The sequence below is a fragment of the Kluyvera sp. CHPC 1.2972 genome (assembly GCF_036759925.1).
GTDB lineage: Bacteria > Pseudomonadota > Gammaproteobacteria > Enterobacterales > Enterobacteriaceae > Kluyvera.
Window position 1 is genome coordinate 359165 of sequence record NZ_JAPKIB010000002.1, and the last position, 17954, is coordinate 377118.

A 17954-nucleotide genomic window follows, 5' to 3' on the forward strand; every position below is an offset into this window, starting at 1 on the left:
CTTGTGGATAAACTCACTGTCTGATAAAAGAGCGGATGATATTCTCGTTGCTCATAGAGCCTGGCATGTTTGTTGCCTTCGGGGACAAGCCGCCGCCAGTATGAAGTGAATTGAGAGGATTTGAATGACCAAAGAAATGCAAAATTTAGCGTTAGCCCCTGTCGGTAACCTGGAATCTTATATCCGGGCTGCGAACACATGGCCGATGTTGACGGCTGATGAAGAAAAGGCGCTTGCTGAACGGCTGCATTACCAGGGCGATCTGGAAGCAGCTAAAACGCTGATCCTGTCTCACCTGCGCTTTGTTGTTCATATTGCTCGTAATTACTCGGGCTATGGCCTGCCGCAGGCGGACTTGATTCAGGAAGGCAATATCGGCCTGATGAAAGCCGTACGTCGTTTTAACCCAGAAGTGGGTGTGCGTCTGGTTTCCTTTGCCGTGCATTGGATCAAAGCGGAAATTCACGAATACGTACTGCGTAACTGGCGTATCGTGAAAGTCGCGACCACCAAAGCGCAGCGTAAGCTGTTCTTCAACCTGCGTAAAACCAAGCAGCGTCTGGGCTGGTTTAATCAGGATGAAGTGGAAATGGTTGCCCGCGAGCTGGGCGTTTCCAGCAAAGACGTTCGCGAGATGGAATCCCGTATGGCGGCGCAGGACATGGCGTTTGATATGTCCTCAGACGATGAGTCTGAAAGCCACTCGGTTGCTCCAGTGCTCTATCTGCAGGATAAATCGTCCAACTTTGCCGACGGCATCGAAGATGATAATTGGGAAGAGCAGGCAGCGAATAAGCTGACCGACGCCATGCAGGGCCTGGACGAACGTAGCCAGGACATCATTCGCGCCCGCTGGCTGGACGAAGACAACAAGTCTACGCTGCAGGAACTGGCCGACCGTTACGGCGTATCCGCCGAGCGTGTACGTCAGCTTGAAAAGAACGCGATGAAAAAACTGCGCGCGGCTATCGAAGCCTGATAACGTCAGTTAACGCGTGACCCCGATAACCCCTGGATGCCCATCCGGGGGTTTTGTTTTTCTGCTCCCCGTCATCACGCTTTCCTCTGCTTATTTCACGTTTGCCGCTGGCGTTAATGCAGGCGATGGCAAAGACTGAATAGACTTTTCGTCATTTCAACGGCAGGGGGTTTACCGTGAGTAACGAGTCACTGAATCATCGGCGTTTACAGGCCACGCCGCGCGGTGTGGGCGTAATGTGCGGCTTCTACGCGGAGCGCGCCGAGAACGCCACGTTGTGGGATATTGAAGGTAACGAATATATCGACTTTGCCGCCGGCATTGCGGTGCTGAATACCGGGCATCGCCATCCTCAGGTCATTGCCGCCGTTGAAAACCAGCTGCAGGCTTTTACCCACACCGCCTATCAGATAGTCCCCTATGAAAGCTATGTGTCATTAGCAGAACGTATTAATGCTGCTGCACCGATTGCCGGAAACGCTAAAACAGCGTTCTTTAGCACCGGCGCGGAAGCGGTGGAGAACGCGGTGAAAATAGCCCGTGCTTATACCAAACGTCCGGGACTGATTACCTTCGGTGGCGGCTTCCACGGCCGTACCTTTATGACCATGGCGCTGACCGGCAAAGTCGCGCCGTACAAAATCGGCTTCGGCCCGTTCCCCGGCTCGGTATTTCACGGCCTCTATCCAAATGCCGCGCACGGTGTGACCACCGAGATGGCACTCAAAAGCCTGACCCATATTTTCAAAGCCGATATCGCCCCGGATCAGGTGGCGGCGATTATTATCGAGCCGGTGCAGGGCGAGGGTGGCTTTAATGTTGCCCCTGCTGAGTTTATGCAGGCGTTGCGCCAGCTTTGCGATACCCACGGTATTTTGCTGATTGCCGATGAAGTGCAGACCGGCTTTGCCCGTACCGGCAAGCTGTTTGCCATGGAGCACTACAGCGTGAAGCCTGACCTTATCACCATGGCGAAAAGCCTGGCGGGCGGTTTCCCGCTCTCGGGCGTCGTGGGACGCGCCGAGGTGATGGATGCCCCGGCACCCGGCGGCCTCGGCGGTACCTATGCGGGGAACCCGCTGGCGATTGCTGCCGCGCATGCGGTGCTGAATGTCATTGAGGAAGAGGCGCTCTGCACTCGCGCTAACCATCTGGGCCAGCATCTGATTGAGGTGCTCAACCAATTACGCGAAAGCTGTCCGGCAATTGCCGACGTGCGCGGCGTGGGGTCGATGGTGGCCGTAGAGTTTGTGAACCCGCAAACCGGAGAGCCGTCGCCGGAGTTGACTAAACGGGTACAGGAGCGCGCGCTGGCGGAAGGTGTGCTGCTGCTGAGCTGCGGCGTGTATGGCAACGTGATTCGCTTCTTGTACCCGCTTACCATCCCTGAGAAGCAGTTCCAGCAGGCGCTGGAGGTGATTCGTCGGGCGATATCTGAATAGACGAGCCCTTCCCGGCGACGATTACTGTAGCCCGGCCAAGCGAAGCGCCGCCGGGAAGGCACCCAACGCCCAAGCCACTCCGATGAATGGCTTTTTTTTGTCATTTTTGCGTTACAAATCCGTCAAATTTAACGTTTCAATTCCACAAAAATGGGGTATGTTTTAGCAGAGTATGCTGAAAAAGCACGGTCAGCCTCCCTTAATATTAATATCTTATACTTACCACGCAGGTGATATAAGAATAATGTGCTAAATAACAACATCACAACAAATGCAACAACCATAACAATGGGGAACCTCAGGATGAAAATGAAGGGTAAAGCGTTACTGGCAGGATGTATTGCGCTGGCATTCAGCAATATGGCATTAGCAGAAAATATTAAAGTTGCTGTTGTTGGCGCGATGTCCGGCCCGGTTGCGCAGTACGGTGACCAGGAGTTCAGCGGTGCAACTCAGGCGGTTGCCGACATTAACGCCAAGGGCGGCATCAAGGGCAATAAGCTGGAAATCGTAAAATACGATGACGCCTGTGACCCGAAACAAGCGGTTGCGGTAGCGAACAAAGTGGTGAATGACGGGATCAAATACGTTATCGGTCACCTCTGCTCCTCCTCAACGCAGCCTGCGTCTGATATCTATGAAGATGAAGGTATTTTGATGATCACCCCAGCGGCGACGGCGCCTGAGCTGACCGCGCGTGGCTATAAGCTGATTCTGCGTACCACCGGTCTGGACTCCGATCAGGGCCCAACCGCGGCGAAATATATCCTCGAGAAAGTGAAACCACAGCGCATCGCGGTCGTTCACGATAAGCAGCAGTACGGTGAAGGTCTGGCGCGTGCAGTGCAGGATGGCCTGAAGAAAGGCGGCGCGAACGTGGTCTTCTTCGACGGTATCACTGCCGGTGAGAAAGACTTCTCCACCCTGGTGGCGCGTCTGAAGAAAGAGAACATCGACTTTGTCTACTTCGGCGGTTATCACCCGGAAATGGGGCAGATCCTGCGTCAGGCGCGTGCTGCTGGCCTGAAAACCCAATTCATGGGTCCGGAAGGCGTGGCGAACGTTTCACTGTCTAACATTGCGGGCGATTCTGCAGAAGGTCTGCTGGTGACTAAGCCTAAGAACTACGATCAGGTTCCGGCGAACAAGCCAATTGTAGACGCGATCAAAGCGAAGAAACAGGATCCAAGCGGTGCGTTCGTATGGACCACCTATGCTGCACTGCAGTCTCTGCAGGCGGGTCTGAACCACTCTGACGACCCGGCTGAGATCGCGAAATACCTGAAAGCCAATACCGTGGATACCGTCATGGGTCCGCTGTCGTGGGATGAGAAAGGCGACCTGAAAGGCTTCGAGTTCGGCATCTTTAACTGGCACGCTAACGGTACGGCGACCGACGCGAAGTAATTCGTACGGCGCTTCTCCGGCGTCGCTACGCTCGGCTGGGCTACCATACTGTAGCCCAGCCGAGGCGTTAGCCGACGCCGGGATCGGCACTACCCTCGAACCCAGCCCTCAGCATGCACCGTAAAGCCCAGCGCTTTGGCAAACGCGGCCGTTTCCAGGCTCTCTTCCGCGCCGGCTTTGCTCAGCGTCCAGCGGCTGACCTGCGGGTTATCGCGCATCACCTCTTCGACCAGATATTGCCCCACGCCGCGACGGCGGGTGACTTCACGTACGCACAGACCGTTAAGCGTCCCCTGGCTACCGTTGAGCGTCACTTTCACCGCTGCTAGCAGGCGTTCGTTAAAACGGGCGGCGTACAGGCGGTGGCTCTCATCAAGGTACTGTTCGTCGGGGGGCTGAGCGGGCCAGATCTTACCGAGGCAGATGCGGTCCTGATCGGAAAAGGTGTCTAAACGAATGATGGTCAGCTTCATGGGCAGTTTGCTCAAATCTCGAAAATGGTGGTCAGTGTACTCAATTTATTCTGCCGGACGCTTTCTCTTTTTTGGCTTGTTCCGTAGGGGATTAATTTTTCGATATCCATGCAGACAGTTTGAAACATCATGGATCGAAAAATAGTCAGAACTTTAACCTGAAAACCAGCGTTTTATTCGGCTTAATATGTCGTTATTTTATGCTGTCATTCGGGCTTTTTTTTGTTTATCTATAGCTAAAATCAGAATATTATCTTTTCTTAATAGACTGAAAAATAGAGAATTTAGTCTGTTTTTAGCCAAAAAGCTGCGCTAACTCATTAAAGATAATGGCAAAAGTAGCGTTGTATATTAAAAGTACAGAATGCTTTTTAACCACCACACAACAAAATATATGCACGCCACGACGTGTAAATACGACATCACGAATGGGGATCCCGAAGTATGAAAAGGAATACAAAAACAGTAATCGCAGGGATGATCGCGCTGGCTATGTCTCACGCGGCGATGGCAGACGATATTAAGGTAGCGGTTGTCGGTGCGATGTCCGGCCCGGTTGCCCAGTGGGGCGACATGGAGTTCAACGGCGCGCGCCAGGCCATTAAAGACATCAATGCCAAAGGCGGCATTAAGGGTGACAAGCTGGTCGGCGTTGAGTACGACGATGCCTGTGATCCGAAACAAGCGGTGGCGGTCGCGAACAAAATCGTTAACGACGGCATCAAATACGTGATTGGCCACCTCTGCTCCTCCTCCACGCAGCCCGCGTCTGACATCTATGAAGACGAAGGCATTCTGATGATCTCCCCGGGTGCGACTAACCCAGAGCTGACCCAGCGTGGCTACCATTACATCATGCGTACCGCTGGCCTGGACTCCTCTCAGGGCCCAACCGCCGCGAACTACATCCTGAATAAAGTGAAACCGCAGCGCATCGCCATCATTCATGACAAACAGCAGTACGGTGAAGGCCTTGCGCGTTCCGTGCAGGAAGGTCTGAAGGCGGGCAAAGCCAATATCGTCTTCTTCGACGGCATTACTGCCGGTGAAAAAGATTTCTCCGCGCTGATTGCCCGTCTGCAAAAAGAGAACATCGACTTCGTTTACTACGGTGGCTACTACCCGGAAATGGGGCAGATGCTGCGCCAGGCGCGCGCGGTTGGCCTGAAAACGCAGTTTATGGGTCCAGAAGGTGTGGGCAACGCGTCGCTGTCTAACATCGCGGGTAACGCGGCGGAAGGCATGCTGGTGACCATGCCAAAACGCTATGACCAGGATCCAGCAAACAGCGCTATCGTCGATGCCCTGAAAGCGCAGAAGAAAGATCCAACCGGTCCGTACGTGTGGATCACCTACGCTGCCGTGCAGTCTCTGGCGACCGCCATGGAACGTACCGGTAGCGATGATCCTCAGGCGCTGATCAAAGACTTAAAAGCAAACGGTGCGAAAACCGTGATTGGGCCGCTGAGCTGGGACGACAAAGGCGATCTGAAAGGATTTGAATTTGGGGTCTTCCAGTGGCATACCGACGGCTCATCCACCGCGGTGAAGTAACCTTCATTCCCCCCTGGCGGGCGTAGACCCGCAGGGGTAGCAAAAGGCTAATTTATGTCAGAGCAGGTTCTCTACTTTGTGCAGCAGATGTTTAACGGCGTAACGCTGGGAAGCACCTATGCACTGATCGCCATCGGTTACACCATGGTGTACGGGATTATCGGCATGATCAACTTCGCCCACGGCGAGGTATACATGATCGGTAGTTATGTCTCCTTTATGATTATCGCCGCATTAATGATGATGGGCATCGACACCGGCTGGCTTCTGGTAGCGGCCGGATTCATCGGGGCGATTGTGATTGCCAGCGCCTACGGCTGGAGCATTGAACGCGTGGCCTACCGCCCGGTACGTAGCTCCAAGCGTCTGATTGCGCTGATCTCCGCCATCGGGATGTCCATCTTCCTGCAAAACTACGTCAGTCTGACCGAAGGCTCGCGCGATATCGCGCTGCCAAGCCTGTTTAACGGCCAGTGGATTGTCGGCAGCAGTGAAAACTTCTCCGCGTCCATCACCACCATGCAGCTGGTTATCTGGATTGTGACCTTCGTGGCCATGCTGGCGCTGACGCTGTTTATTCGCTACTCCCGTATGGGCCGCGCCTGTCGTGCCTGCGCGGAAGACCTGAAGATGGCGAGCCTGCTCGGCATTAACACCGACCGCGTGATTGCCCTGACGTTTGTCATTGGCGCGGCGATGGCGGCGGTGGCGGGCGTGCTGCTGGGTCAGTTCTACGGCGTTATCAACCCGTATATCGGCTTTATGGCCGGGATGAAGGCCTTCACCGCAGCGGTTCTGGGCGGTATCGGCAGTATTCCTGGGGCGATGATTGGTGGGCTGATTCTCGGCATCGCGGAAGCGCTGTCCTCCGCGTATCTGAGCACCGAATATAAAGACGTTGTGTCGTTCGCGCTGCTGATCGTGGTGCTGCTGGTGATGCCGACCGGTATCCTGGGCCGCCCGGAGGTAGAGAAAGTATGAAACCGATGCAATTTGCGATGGCGCTGCTGTCGGCGGCGATGTTCTTTGTCCTGGCTGGCGTCTTTATGGGCGTTCAGTTACAGCTCGACGGTACCAAACTGGTGGTCGGCAGCGCGGCGGATATCCGCTGGCAGTGGATCTTTATCGGCACCGCGGTGGTCTTTTTCTTCCAGATGCTGCGCCCGTTATTCCAGAAGGGGCTGAAAAGCGTCTCCGGGCCGAAGTTTATTCTGCCTGCCATTGACGGCTCGACGGTCAAACAGAAGCTGTTCCTGGTGGCGGTACTGGTGATCGCCGTGGCGTGGCCGTTTATGGTTTCACGTGGCACGGTCGATATTGCCACCCTGACCATGATTTATATCATCCTTGGCCTTGGCTTGAACGTGGTGGTGGGGCTTTCCGGCCTGTTGGTGCTCGGTTACGGTGGCTTCTATGCCATCGGTGCTTACACCTTTGCGCTGCTGAACCACTATTACGGTCTCGGCTTCTGGACCTGTCTGCCAATCGCGGGGCTGGTCTCGGCGGCGGCGGGCTTCCTGCTGGGCTTCCCGGTACTGCGTCTGCGCGGTGACTATCTGGCGATTGTGACCTTAGGCTTCGGCGAAATCGTCCGTATCCTGCTGCTCAACAACACTGAGATTACCGGCGGTCCGAATGGTATCAGCCAGATCCCGAAACCGACCTTCTTCGGCCTGGAGTTCAGCCGCAGCGCCCGTGAAGGCGGCTGGGATACCTTCAGCAACTTCTTTAACGTCAAGTACGACCCGTCCGACCGCGTGATCTTCCTTTATCTGGTGGCGCTGCTGCTGGTGGTGTTGAGCCTGTTTGTCATCAACCGCCTGCTGCGCATGCCGCTGGGGCGTGCGTGGGAAGCGCTGCGTGAAGATGAAATTGCCTGTCGCTCGCTGGGCCTGAGCCCAACGCGCATCAAGCTGACCGCCTTTACCATCAGCGCCGCGTTTGCTGGTTTTGCCGGTACGCTGTTTGCCGCGCGCCAGGGCTTTGTCAGCCCGGAATCCTTTACCTTTGCCGAGTCGGCCTTCGTGCTGGCGATTGTAGTGCTGGGCGGGATGGGCTCGCAGTTTGCGGTTATTCTCGCCGCCGTCCTGCTGGTGGTGTCGCGCGAACTGATGCGTGACTTCAACGAATACAGCATGCTGATGCTGGGTGGTTTGATGGTTCTGATGATGATCTGGCGTCCGCAGGGGCTTCTGCCGATGACCCGTCCGCAGCTCAAGCTGAAAAGCGGGAAAGCGAAAGAAGGAGAGCAGGCATGAGTCAGCCATTATTATCCGTTAACGGCCTGATGATGCGTTTTGGCGGCCTGCTGGCGGTTAACAACGTCGCCCTGGAGCTGCATCCTCAGGAAATTGTCTCCCTGATTGGCCCGAACGGCGCGGGGAAAACCACGGTCTTTAACTGCCTGACCGGCTTCTACAAGCCGACCGGCGGCACCATTATGCTGCGCGACCAGCATCTGGAAGGGCTGCCGGGTCAGCAGATTGCCCGCATGGGCGTGGTGCGTACCTTCCAGCACGTGCGTCTGTTCCGCGAAATGACGGTGATTGAAAATCTGCTGGTGGCACAACACCAGCAGCTGAAAACCGGGGTATTCTCCGGCCTGCTGAAAACCCCGTCGTTCAAGCGCGCGCAAAGTGAAGCGCTGGACCGCGCCGCCACCTGGCTTGAGCGTATCGGCCTGTTAGAGCACGCTAACCGTCAGGCCAGCAACCTGGCCTACGGTGACCAGCGTCGTCTGGAGATTGCCCGCTGCATGGTGACGCAGCCGGAAATCCTGATGCTCGACGAACCGGCGGCGGGCCTTAACCCGAAAGAGACCAAAGAGCTGGACGAGCTGATTGCCGAGCTGCGTAACCATCACAACACCACGATCCTGCTGATTGAGCACGATATGAAGCTGGTGATGGGCATTTCCGATCGCATCTACGTGGTGAATCAGGGGACGCCGCTGGCGAACGGTACGCCGGAAGAGATCCGCAACAACCCGGACGTGATCCGCGCCTATTTAGGTGAAGCATAATGGGGGCGAGGCAGAATATGGATAAAGTGATGTTATCGTTTGATAAAGTCAGCGCCCACTACGGCAAAATTCAGGCGCTGCATGACGTCAGCCTGCATATCAATCAGGGCGAAATTGTGACCTTGATTGGCGCGAACGGCGCGGGTAAAACCACGCTGCTCGGCACATTATGCGGCGACCCGCGCGCCACCAGCGGACGCATTGTCTTTGATGATAAAGACATTACCGACTGGCAGACGGCGAAAATCATGCGTGAAGCGGTGGCGATTGTCCCGGAAGGGCGTCGCGTCTTCTCGCGTATGACGGTGGAAGAGAACCTGGCGATGGGCGGTTTTTTTGCCGACCGCGACCAGTTCCAGGAGCGCATCAAATGGGTGTATGACCTGTTCCCACGCCTGCTTGAGCGCCGTATCCAGCGTGCGGGCACCATGTCCGGCGGTGAGCAGCAGATGCTGGCAATTGGCCGTGCATTGATGAGCCAGCCGCGCCTGCTGCTGCTCGATGAGCCTTCCCTGGGGCTGGCCCCGATTATCATCCAGCAGATTTTCGACACCATCGAGCAGCTGCGTAAGCAGGGCATGACCATCTTCCTCGTCGAGCAGAACGCCAACCAGGCGCTGAAGCTCGCCGACCGCGGCTACGTGCTGGAAAACGGCCACGTGGTGCTGGAAGACACCGGTGATGCACTGCTGGCGAATGAAGCGGTGCGCAGCGCGTACCTCGGCGGTTAATTCGTCGCCATCCGGCAACCTGTAGCCCGGGCGAGGCGCTTGCGCCGACCCCGGGGGAACTTCCCGCACGAAAACATTTAAAAGAGCCTGATGGCTCTTTTTTTGTACATATATGTTGTACAATTAATAAGTACAACTATGGAGGTCATTATGCGTACGGTTAACTATAGCGAGGCACGACAGAATCTAGCCGAAGTGCTGGAGAGCGCCGTGACGGGCGTACCAGTCACCATCACACGTCGTGGGCATAAACCTGCGGTCATCATTAGCGCCGAAGAGTTTGAGCGTTATCAGGCCGCCAGACTCGACGACGAATTTGCGGCCATCATGTCGGTTCACGGTAACGAGATTGAGGAGTTGGCGGATAAATGAACCTTCAGATTATCTCAGCGGAAGAGATAATAGCGTTTCATGACAGGCTGCTCCGCGTTACGCCTGGTGTTGTGGGCATGCCTGACCCCGGGCGTGCGGAAGCGTTAATGTATCGGGTGCTTAACCGAATCGAATATGAGGGTGTGACTGACGTGTGGCTACTGGCAGCAATGCATCTGCTGGCTATTTCACGAGGGCATATTTTCAATGATGGTAATAAGCGCACCGCGCTGTTTATCACGCTGCTGTTTTTAAAACGCAACGGCATTGCGCTTGCGGCCAATCCGGATTTTGTGGCGATGACGGTTGAGTCTGCCGCAGGCCAGTTGACGCTGGAGCAAATAGCCTCCCGCCTGCGCGGATAACCCCAGCAGCGCTTCGCCGGATAAGATGCGCCAGCATCGCCGTCCGGCAACCCGTATCCCGGGCGAGGTGCTTGCACCGACCCCGGGAACAGCACTTTCCCTATACGTGTCATAGCTCCCACTTTCCCTTCTTAGAACCGTCACCGCCTTGCCATCCCTTTGTCGCCTTACTATCTTTTTTTTGTAATAAAAAAGTTATTTTTCTGTCATTCGAGCATGTCATGTTACCCCCGCGAACATAAAACGCGTGATATCGCGCATCCCGGCACAAAAAGAGAGATAACCGATGATATCGTTACGACATACAGCTTTAGGATTGGCAATGAGTCTGGCATCCGCAGGTCAGGCTATGGCGGTGACTACTATTCCGTTCTGGCATTCAATGGAAGGTGAGCTGGGTAAAGAAGTTGACTCTCTGGCGCAGCGCTTCAACGCCGCCAACCCGGATTACAAAATCCAGCCGGTGTACAAAGGCAACTATGAGCAGAGCCTGAGCGCCGGTATCGCTGCGTTCCGTACCGGCAACGCCCCGGCAATTTTGCAGGTGTACGAAGTGGGTACCGCCACCATGATGGCGTCAAAAGCGATTAAGCCGGTGTATCAGGTGTTTAGCGATGCCGGTATCAAGTTCGACGAATCTCAGTTTGTGCCGACGGTTTCCGGTTACTACACCGACTCCAAAACCGGGCACCTGCTGTCCCAACCGTTTAACAGCTCCACTCCGGTGCTGTACTACAACAAAGACGCCTTCAAGAAAGCCGGTCTAGACCCGAACCAGCCACCGAAAACCTGGCAGGATCTGGCAGCCTATACCGCGAAGCTGAAAGCGGCCGGTATGAAGTGCGGCTACGCCAGCGGCTGGCAGGGCTGGATCCAGATTGAAAACTTCAGCGCCTGGCACGGCCTGCCGGTCGCCACCAAAAACAACGGCTTCGACGGTACCGATGCGGTATTGGAGTTCAACAAGCCAGAGCAGGTGAAACACATCGCGCTGCTGGAAGAGTTGAATAAGAAGGGCGATTTCAGCTACTTCGGCCGTAAAGATGAGTCCACCGAGAAGTTCTACAACGGTGACTGCGCCATTACCACCGCCTCTTCCGGCTCGCTGGCGGACATTCGTCAGTACGCCAAATTCAACTACGGCGTGGGCATGATGCCTTACGATGCTGACGTGAAGGGCGCGCCGCAGAACGCCATCATCGGCGGGGCGAGCCTGTGGGTGATGCAGGGTAAAGACAAAGAAACCTACACCGGCGTGGCGAAATTCCTCGAGTTCCTGGCGAAGCCTGAAATTGCTGCCGAATGGCACCAGAAAACCGGCTACCTGCCAATCACTACCGCTGCGTACGACCTGACTCGTCAGCAGGGCTTCTATGACAAGAACCCAGGTGCCGACATCGCCACGCGTCAGATGCTGAACAAGCCACCGTTGCCGTTCACCAAAGGGCTGCGTCTGGGCAATATGCCGCAGATTCGTACCATCGTGGATGAAGAACTGGAAAGCGTCTGGACCGGTAAGAAAACGCCTCAGCAGGCGCTGGACTCTGCGGTAGAGCGCGGGAATCAGCTGCTGCGTCGCTTCGAGCAATCGACCAAGTCTTAATCATTGACTAACCCCCTCACCCTAACCCTCTCCCCATAGGGGAGAGGGGACCCGACTTTCTCCCTCGCCCCTTTGGGGGAGGGGCGGGGTGAGGGGAAACCAACTCAGAGTTTAACTATGTCATCATCCCGTCCGGTGTTTAAATCCCGCTGGCTGCCCTATGCATTGGTCGCCCCACAGCTGATTATCACCGTTATCTTCTTTATCTGGCCCGCCGGTGAAGCGCTGTGGTACTCGCTGCAAAGCGTTGACCCGTTTGGTCTCTCCAGCCAGTTCGTTGGCCTGGATAACTTCGTCACGCTGTTCCACGACAGCTACTACCTCGACTCTTTCTGGACGACCATCAAGTTCAGCGGTCTGGTGACGATAAGCGGCCTGCTGGTCTCGCTGTTCTTCGCCGCCCTGGTGGACTACGTGGTGCGCGGCAGCCGTCTATACCAGACGCTGATGCTGCTGCCTTACGCCGTCGCGCCTGCCGTGGCCGCCGTACTGTGGATCTTCCTGTTTAACCCCGGACGCGGGCTGATTACCCACTTCCTTGGCGAGTTCGGCTATGACTGGAACCACGCGCAGAACAGCGGTCAGGCCATGTTCCTGGTGGTCTTCGCCTCGGTCTGGAAGCAGATAAGCTACAACTTCCTGTTCTTCTTCGCCGCGCTGCAATCTATTCCGCGCTCGCTGGTCGAGGCCGCGGCCATCGACGGCGCAGGCCCGATTCGCCGTTTCTTCAAGCTGGCGCTGCCGCTGATTGCGCCGGTGAGTTTCTTCCTGCTGGTGGTCAACCTTGTGTACGCCTTCTTCGACACCTTCCCGGTGATCGATGCCGCGACGGCGGGCGGCCCGGTACAGGCCACCACCACGCTGATTTATAAGATTTACCGCGAAGGGTTTGCCGGGCTGGATCTCTCGGCCTCTGCGGCGCAGTCGGTGGTGCTGATGTTCCTCGTCATCATCCTGACCGTGGTGCAGTTCCGTTACGTGGAAAGTAAGGTGCGCTACCAATGATTGAGAACCGTCGCGGGCTGACGATATTCAGCCACACCATGCTGATCCTCGGGATTATCGTGATCCTGTTTCCGCTGTATGTCGCCTTTACGGCGGCGACGCTGGACAACAAAGCGGTGTTTGAAACGCCGATGACGCTGATCCCCGGCGGCCATCTGTTCGAGAATATGAAGGCCATTTGGGTCAACGGCGTCGGAGCCAACAGCGCACCGTTCTGGCTGATGATGCTCAACAGCTTCATCATGGCCTTCGCCATTACCGTCGGCAAAATCGCGGTGTCGATGCTCTCGGCATTCGCCATCGTCTGGTTCCGCTTTCCGCTGCGTAACCTGTTCTTCTGGATGATCTTTATCACCCTGATGCTGCCGGTGGAAGTGCGTATCTTCCCGACGGTAGAGGTCATTGCCAACCTGAAGATGCTCGATAGCTATGCGGGCTTAACGCTGCCGCTGATGGCGTCGGCGACCGCCACCTTCCTGTTCCGCCAGTTCTTTATGACCCTGCCGGACGAGCTGATTGAAGCGGCGCGTATCGACGGCGCTTCGCCGATGCGCTTTTTCCGCGACATCGTGCTGCCGCTGTCGAAAACCAACCTCGCGGCGCTGTTCGTCATCACCTTTATCTACGGCTGGAACCAGTATCTCTGGCCGCTGCTGATTATTACCGACGTGAACCTCGGCACCGCCGTGGCGGGCATCAAAGGGATGATCGCTACCGGTGAAGGCACCACGCAGTGGAACCAGGTGATGGCGGCGATGCTGCTCACCCTTATTCCCCCCGTTGTTATCGTTTTAGCCATGCAGCGTGCCTTTGTGCGTGGTTTAGTGGACAGTGAGAAATAAAAATGGCTGGTTTAAAACTACAGGCAGTAACCAAAAGCTGGGACGGTAAAACCCAGGTCATTCAACCGCTGACGCTGGACGTGGCAGACGGTGAGTTTATTGTGATGGTCGGCCCGTCGGGCTGCGGGAAATCGACGCTGCTGCGTATGGTGGCAGGGCTTGAGCGCGTAACCAGCGGCGACATCTGGATTGATCGCAAGCGCGTGACTGAAATGGAGCCGAAGGATCGCGGCATCGCCATGGTGTTCCAGAACTATGCGCTTTACCCGCACATGAGCGTGGAAGAGAACATGGCCTGGGGGCTGAAAATTCGCGGTATGGGCAAAGCGCACATTGCCGAAAAAGTGCAGGAAGCGGCGCGTATTCTTGAGCTTGATGGCCTGCTGAAGCGCCGTCCGCGTGAGCTTTCCGGCGGCCAGCGCCAGCGCGTGGCGATGGGGCGCGCCATTGTGCGTGACCCGGCGGTGTTCCTGTTCGACGAACCGCTCTCCAACCTCGACGCCAAGCTGCGCGTGCAGATGCGCCTTGAGCTGCAACAGCTGCATCGTCGTCTGAAAACCACTTCTCTGTATGTCACCCACGATCAGGTCGAAGCGATGACCCTCGCCCAGCGGGTGATGGTGATGAACAAAGGGATTGCCGAGCAGATTGGCACGCCGGTGGAAGTGTATGAGAAACCGGCCAGCCGCTTTGTGGCGAGCTTTATCGGCAGCCCGGCGATGAACCTGCTGGACGGCCAGATTGATGAGTCCGGCTTGCGCTTCGTGCTGGAAAGCGGCATGCAGCTGCCTCTGCCGGCTTCTCAGCGCGAATATGCCGGTCGCCGCATGACGCTGGGTATCCGTCCGGAACATATTGCGCTAAGCTCGCAGGCCGAAGGCGGCGTGCCATTGGTGATGGATACGCTGGAAATTCTCGGTGCCGATAACCTGGCCCACGGCCGCTTTGGTGAGCAGAAAATGGTGGTGCGCTTGCCGCATCAGCAGCGTCCGCACGCGGGCACCACGCTGTGGCTGCATCTGCCGGACGATCATCTGCACCTCTTTGAAGGTGAGACAGGATTACGCGTATGAGCAATTGGCCTTATCCCCACATCGTCGCCCACCGTGGCGGCGGTAAGCTAGCGCCGGAGAACACTCTGGCGGCGATCGACGTTGGCGCCCACTACGGTCATACCATGATTGAGTTTGACGCCAAGCTGTCGAAAGACGGGCAGATTTTCCTGCTGCATGACGACAACCTCGAACGTACCAGCAACGGCTGGGGCGTAGCGGGTGAACTCAGTTGGCAGGATCTGTTGCACGTGGATGCCGGGAGCTGGTTTAACAGCAGCTTTAAAAATGAGCCGCTGCCGCTGCTGTCGCAGGTGGCGGAACGCTGCCGTCAGCACGGCATGATGGCAAATATCGAAATTAAACCGACCACCGGCAGCGGGCCGTTGACCGGAAAAGTGGTGGCGCTGGCCGCGCGTGAGCTGTGGGCTGGCATGACCCCGCCGCTGCTGTCGTCATTTGAAATTGATGCGCTGGAAGCGGCTCAGCTTGCAGCGCCGGAGTTGCCGCGGGGTTTACTGCTGGATGAGTGGCGGGACGACTGGCGTGAGCTGACGACGCGTCTGGGCTGCGTCTCCATTCACCTCAACCATCGTCTGCTGGATGAAGCGCGGGTCGATGCGCTGCGTGAAGCGGGGCTGCGGATTCTGGTCTATACCGTGAATAACCCCCAGCGCGCCGCCGAACTGCTGCGCTGGGGTGTCGACTGCATCTGTACCGATGCGATTGATATCATCGGGCCTGACTTCCAGCCTTAATACTGCTTCAGCATGCCGCCGTTGCTATTGGGCAGCGGCTGCTGCTGATTTAGCATGCCCGGCTGCGCCTGCTGTACGCGCTGCTGATTGGTGTTCAGCTGGTTTTGCAGATGCTGCTGTTGCTGCTGCGTCTGTACCTTGCGCTGCTGGTTCAGCATGCTGGATTGCTGCTGCTGTTGATTGAGCATGCGGGTCTGCATCCGCTGTTGGCTTGGGATCTCATAGCCCGGCTTATTCGGGTTGTTATCGACGTTCAGCGGCGCGGCCAGCGCGGTGAACGGCAGTAGTGCCGCCAGAATCAGTAATCGTTTCATCGTCTTTCCTCCGTGTAGGGGATCGCTTAAGTTTACTCCTTTCCCATCGTAACGAGGATTATTTCAGCATTATGAACCAGGCTTAGTGAGGACCTCACTGCACGCTCTGGAGAATGATGATGATAATAATACCGACGTTTTTACGCCGGGTAGCCCTTGCTGCTCTGCTGTCAGGAAGCTGTTTTAGCGCGATTTCTGCGCCTCCACCGCCGCCGGTTTCTTACGGCGTTGAGGAGGATGTTTTCCATCCCGTACGTGCCCAGCATGGCATGGTGGCTTCTGTTGATGCCGCCGCCACGCGCGTGGGCGTTGAGATTTTGCGCCAGGGCGGTAACGCCGTGGATGCGGCGGTGGCCGTGGGCTACGCGCTAGCGGTAACGCACCCGCAGGCGGGGAATATCGGCGGCGGCGGGTTTATGATGCTGCGGACCAAAGACGGCAAAACCACGGCGATTGATTTCCGTGAAATGGCCCCGGAGCAGGCGACCCGTGACATGTTCCTCGACGACCAGGGTAACCCGGACAGCAAAAAATCACTGACCTCGCACCTGGCCTCCGGCATACCGGGCACCGTGGCGGGCTTCTCGCTGGCGCTGGAGAAATACGGCACGATGCCGCTCAATAAAGTGATTCACCCGGCGATTAAGCTCGCCAAAGACGGCTTTGTGGTCAACGACGCGCTGGCCGACGATCTCAAAACCTACGGCAGTGAAGTCCTGCCGAATCATGCCAACAGTAAAGCTATCTTCTGGAAGGACGGCGAGCCGCTGAAAAAGGGCGATAAGCTGGTGCAGGCGAATCTGGCAAAAAGCCTGGAGCTGATTGCTGAAAACGGACCGGATGCTTTCTACAAAGGGGCGATTGCCGACCAGATTGCCGAAGAGATGCATAACAACGGCGGCCTGATGAGCAAAGCGGATCTGGCAAACTACAAAGCCGTTGAGCGTACGCCAATAAGCGGCGAATATCGCGGTTATGAAGTCTTCTCGATGCCACCACCGTCCTCCGGCGGGATCCACATCGTGCAGATCCTCAACATCCTCGAAAACTTCGACCTGCATAAATACGGCTTCGGCAGCGCCGACGCAATGCAGCTGATGGCAGAGGCGGAAAAGCACGCTTACGCCGACCGTTCTGAATACCTTGGCGACCCGGACTTCGTGAAGGTGCCGTGGCAGGCGCTGACCAACAAAGCCTACGCCAAATCGATTGCTGAGCAGATTGATATCAATAAGGCCAAGCCGTCCAGCCAGATTAAACCGGGCAAACTGGCACCGTACGAAAGCAACCAGACCACCCACTTCTCGGTGGTCGATAAAGACGGTAACGCGGTGGCGGTGACCTACACCCTCAACACCACTTTTGGTACCGGCATCGTGGCGGGCAATACCGGCATTCTGATGAATAACGAGATGGATGACTTCTCCGCTAAACCTGGTGTGCCGAACGTTTACGGGCTGGTGGGCGGTGATGCCAACGCGGTCGGGCCGAAGAAACGCCCACTGTCGTCGATGTCGCCAACCATTGTGGTGAAAGACGGGAAAACGTGGCTGGTGACCGGTAGCCCAGGCGGCAGCCGGATTATCACCACGGTGCTGCAGATGGTGGTGAATTCCATCGACTTCGGCATGAACGTGGCGGAAGCCACCAACGCGCCGCGCTTCCACCATCAGTGGCTACCGGACGAGCTGCGGGTTGAGAAAGGGTTTAGCCCGGATACGCTGAAGCTGCTGGAAGCGAAGGGGCAGAAGGTAGCGGTGAAAGAGGCGATGGGCAGCACGCAGAGCATTATGGTGGACCCGGACGGAACGCTGTATGGGGCGTCAGACCCGCGTTCGCCGGATGATTTGACGGCGGGGTATTAATATAAATAATGGCCCAATAGTTTATTATTGGGCCATATTTATCACTTGAATATTATAAGTGCTATTATTGGGGCTAATTTGATTCTTTGTTCTTTTATTTTCTGATAGGCAATAATTAACCTCTTTGTTTTGACAAATAGCAGGAAGGTACGTCTTTTTTTTCATTACCC

Annotated in this window: 17 protein-coding genes and 1 pseudogene; 16 read left to right on the top strand and 2 right to left on the bottom strand. The window is 56.3% G+C overall.

The features are described from left to right. Nucleotides 1-124: 124 nt before the first annotated feature. From rpoH to livJ, 3 genes are all read left to right on the top strand, one after another. Nucleotides 125-979, top strand: coding sequence for an RNA polymerase sigma factor RpoH (gene rpoH / locus V6944_RS05170; RefSeq protein ID WP_333498154.1), 855 nt, complete (start codon nucleotides 125-127; stop codon nucleotides 977-979). Nucleotides 980-1155: 176 nt separating this feature from the next. Beyond that, nucleotides 1156-2421 carry a 4-aminobutyrate--2-oxoglutarate transaminase gene (locus V6944_RS05175; RefSeq protein WP_333498155.1) on the top strand — a complete coding sequence of 422 codons (1266 nt, stop codon included), beginning with the start codon at nucleotides 1156-1158 and terminating at the stop codon, nucleotides 2419-2421. Nucleotides 2422-2724: 303 nt separating this feature from the next. After that, the gene (gene livJ, locus V6944_RS05180) at nucleotides 2725-3828 is read left to right on the top strand and encodes a branched chain amino acid ABC transporter substrate-binding protein LivJ (protein WP_115073690.1); all 1104 of its coding nucleotides are present in this window, start codon (nucleotides 2725-2727) and stop codon (nucleotides 3826-3828) included. Between the two features lie 89 nt (nucleotides 3829-3917). Here the strand turns inward: livJ and panM are convergent, their stop codons facing one another. Continuing rightward, a complete protein-coding gene (gene panM / locus V6944_RS05185) occupies nucleotides 3918-4301 on the bottom strand; it encodes an aspartate 1-decarboxylase autocleavage activator PanM (RefSeq protein WP_333498156.1) in 384 nt (127 codons plus the stop codon). A gap of 444 nt (nucleotides 4302-4745) precedes the next feature. Here panM and livK point away from each other — a divergent pair, with 444 nt between their 5' ends. The 12 genes from livK to ugpQ all read left to right on the top strand — a co-directional run bounded on the left by livK (nucleotide 4746) and on the right by ugpQ (nucleotide 15605). Further along, nucleotides 4746-5855: a high-affinity branched-chain amino acid ABC transporter substrate-binding protein LivK gene (gene livK / locus V6944_RS05190; RefSeq protein ID WP_333498157.1), complete on the top strand. Its 1110-nt coding sequence runs from the start codon at nucleotides 4746-4748 to the stop codon at nucleotides 5853-5855. A 54-nt stretch (nucleotides 5856-5909) separates the two neighbouring features. Further along, complete coding sequence (gene livH, locus V6944_RS05195) at nucleotides 5910-6836, top strand: high-affinity branched-chain amino acid ABC transporter permease LivH (protein ID WP_035892178.1); 927 nt, start codon at nucleotides 5910-5912, stop codon at nucleotides 6834-6836. Further along, nucleotides 6833-8113, top strand: coding sequence for a branched chain amino acid ABC transporter permease LivM (gene livM, locus V6944_RS05200; protein WP_333498158.1), 1281 nt, complete (start codon nucleotides 6833-6835; stop codon nucleotides 8111-8113). Before livH ends, livM begins: the two co-directional genes overlap by 4 nt. After that, complete coding sequence (livG, locus tag V6944_RS05205) at nucleotides 8110-8877, top strand: high-affinity branched-chain amino acid ABC transporter ATP-binding protein LivG (protein ID WP_035892174.1); 768 nt, start codon at nucleotides 8110-8112, stop codon at nucleotides 8875-8877. The genes livM and livG overlap by 4 nt, the downstream gene beginning before the upstream one ends. 17 nt (nucleotides 8878-8894) lie before the next feature. Beyond that, a complete protein-coding gene (gene livF / locus V6944_RS05210) occupies nucleotides 8895-9608 on the top strand; it encodes a high-affinity branched-chain amino acid ABC transporter ATP-binding protein LivF (protein WP_081918523.1) in 714 nt (237 codons plus the stop codon). 150 nt (nucleotides 9609-9758) lie between these two features. Next, the gene (locus V6944_RS05215) at nucleotides 9759-9980 is read left to right on the top strand and encodes a type II toxin-antitoxin system Phd/YefM family antitoxin (protein WP_333498159.1); all 222 of its coding nucleotides are present in this window, start codon (nucleotides 9759-9761) and stop codon (nucleotides 9978-9980) included. Further along, complete coding sequence (locus tag V6944_RS05220) at nucleotides 9977-10345, top strand: type II toxin-antitoxin system death-on-curing family toxin (RefSeq protein WP_333498160.1); 369 nt, start codon at nucleotides 9977-9979, stop codon at nucleotides 10343-10345. The genes V6944_RS05215 and V6944_RS05220 overlap by 4 nt, the downstream gene beginning before the upstream one ends. 286 nt (nucleotides 10346-10631) lie before the next feature. Continuing rightward, a complete protein-coding gene (gene ugpB / locus V6944_RS05225) occupies nucleotides 10632-11948 on the top strand; it encodes a sn-glycerol-3-phosphate ABC transporter substrate-binding protein UgpB (RefSeq protein ID WP_333498161.1) in 1317 nt (438 codons plus the stop codon). Between the two features lie 117 nt (nucleotides 11949-12065). Next, nucleotides 12066-12953 carry a sn-glycerol-3-phosphate ABC transporter permease UgpA gene (gene ugpA, locus V6944_RS05230; RefSeq protein WP_035892166.1) on the top strand — a complete coding sequence of 296 codons (888 nt, stop codon included), beginning with the start codon at nucleotides 12066-12068 and terminating at the stop codon, nucleotides 12951-12953. Then, a complete protein-coding gene (ugpE, locus tag V6944_RS05235; protein ID WP_123650889.1) occupies nucleotides 12950-13795 on the top strand; it encodes a sn-glycerol-3-phosphate ABC transporter permease UgpE in 846 nt (281 codons plus the stop codon). Before ugpA ends, ugpE begins: the two co-directional genes overlap by 4 nt. A 2-nt stretch (nucleotides 13796-13797) precedes the next feature. Further along, complete coding sequence (locus V6944_RS05240) at nucleotides 13798-14868, top strand: sn-glycerol-3-phosphate import ATP-binding protein UgpC (protein ID WP_333498162.1); 1071 nt, start codon at nucleotides 13798-13800, stop codon at nucleotides 14866-14868. Then, entirely contained in the window at nucleotides 14865-15605 is a 741-nt protein-coding gene (gene ugpQ / locus V6944_RS05245; RefSeq protein WP_333498163.1) for a glycerophosphodiester phosphodiesterase, read from the top strand. The genes V6944_RS05240 and ugpQ overlap by 4 nt, the downstream gene beginning before the upstream one ends. Before the next feature lie 8 nt (nucleotides 15606-15613). Here the strand turns inward: ugpQ and V6944_RS05250 are convergent. After that, nucleotides 15614-15919, bottom strand: a pseudogene (locus V6944_RS05250) (DUF2756 family protein); the annotation flags it as partial. Nucleotides 15920-16041: 122 nt separating this feature from the next. Here V6944_RS05250 and ggt point away from each other — a divergent pair. Then, a complete protein-coding gene (gene ggt, locus V6944_RS05255) occupies nucleotides 16042-17784 on the top strand; it encodes a gamma-glutamyltransferase (RefSeq protein WP_333498250.1) in 1743 nt (580 codons plus the stop codon). Nucleotides 17785-17954 lie beyond the last annotated feature (170 nt).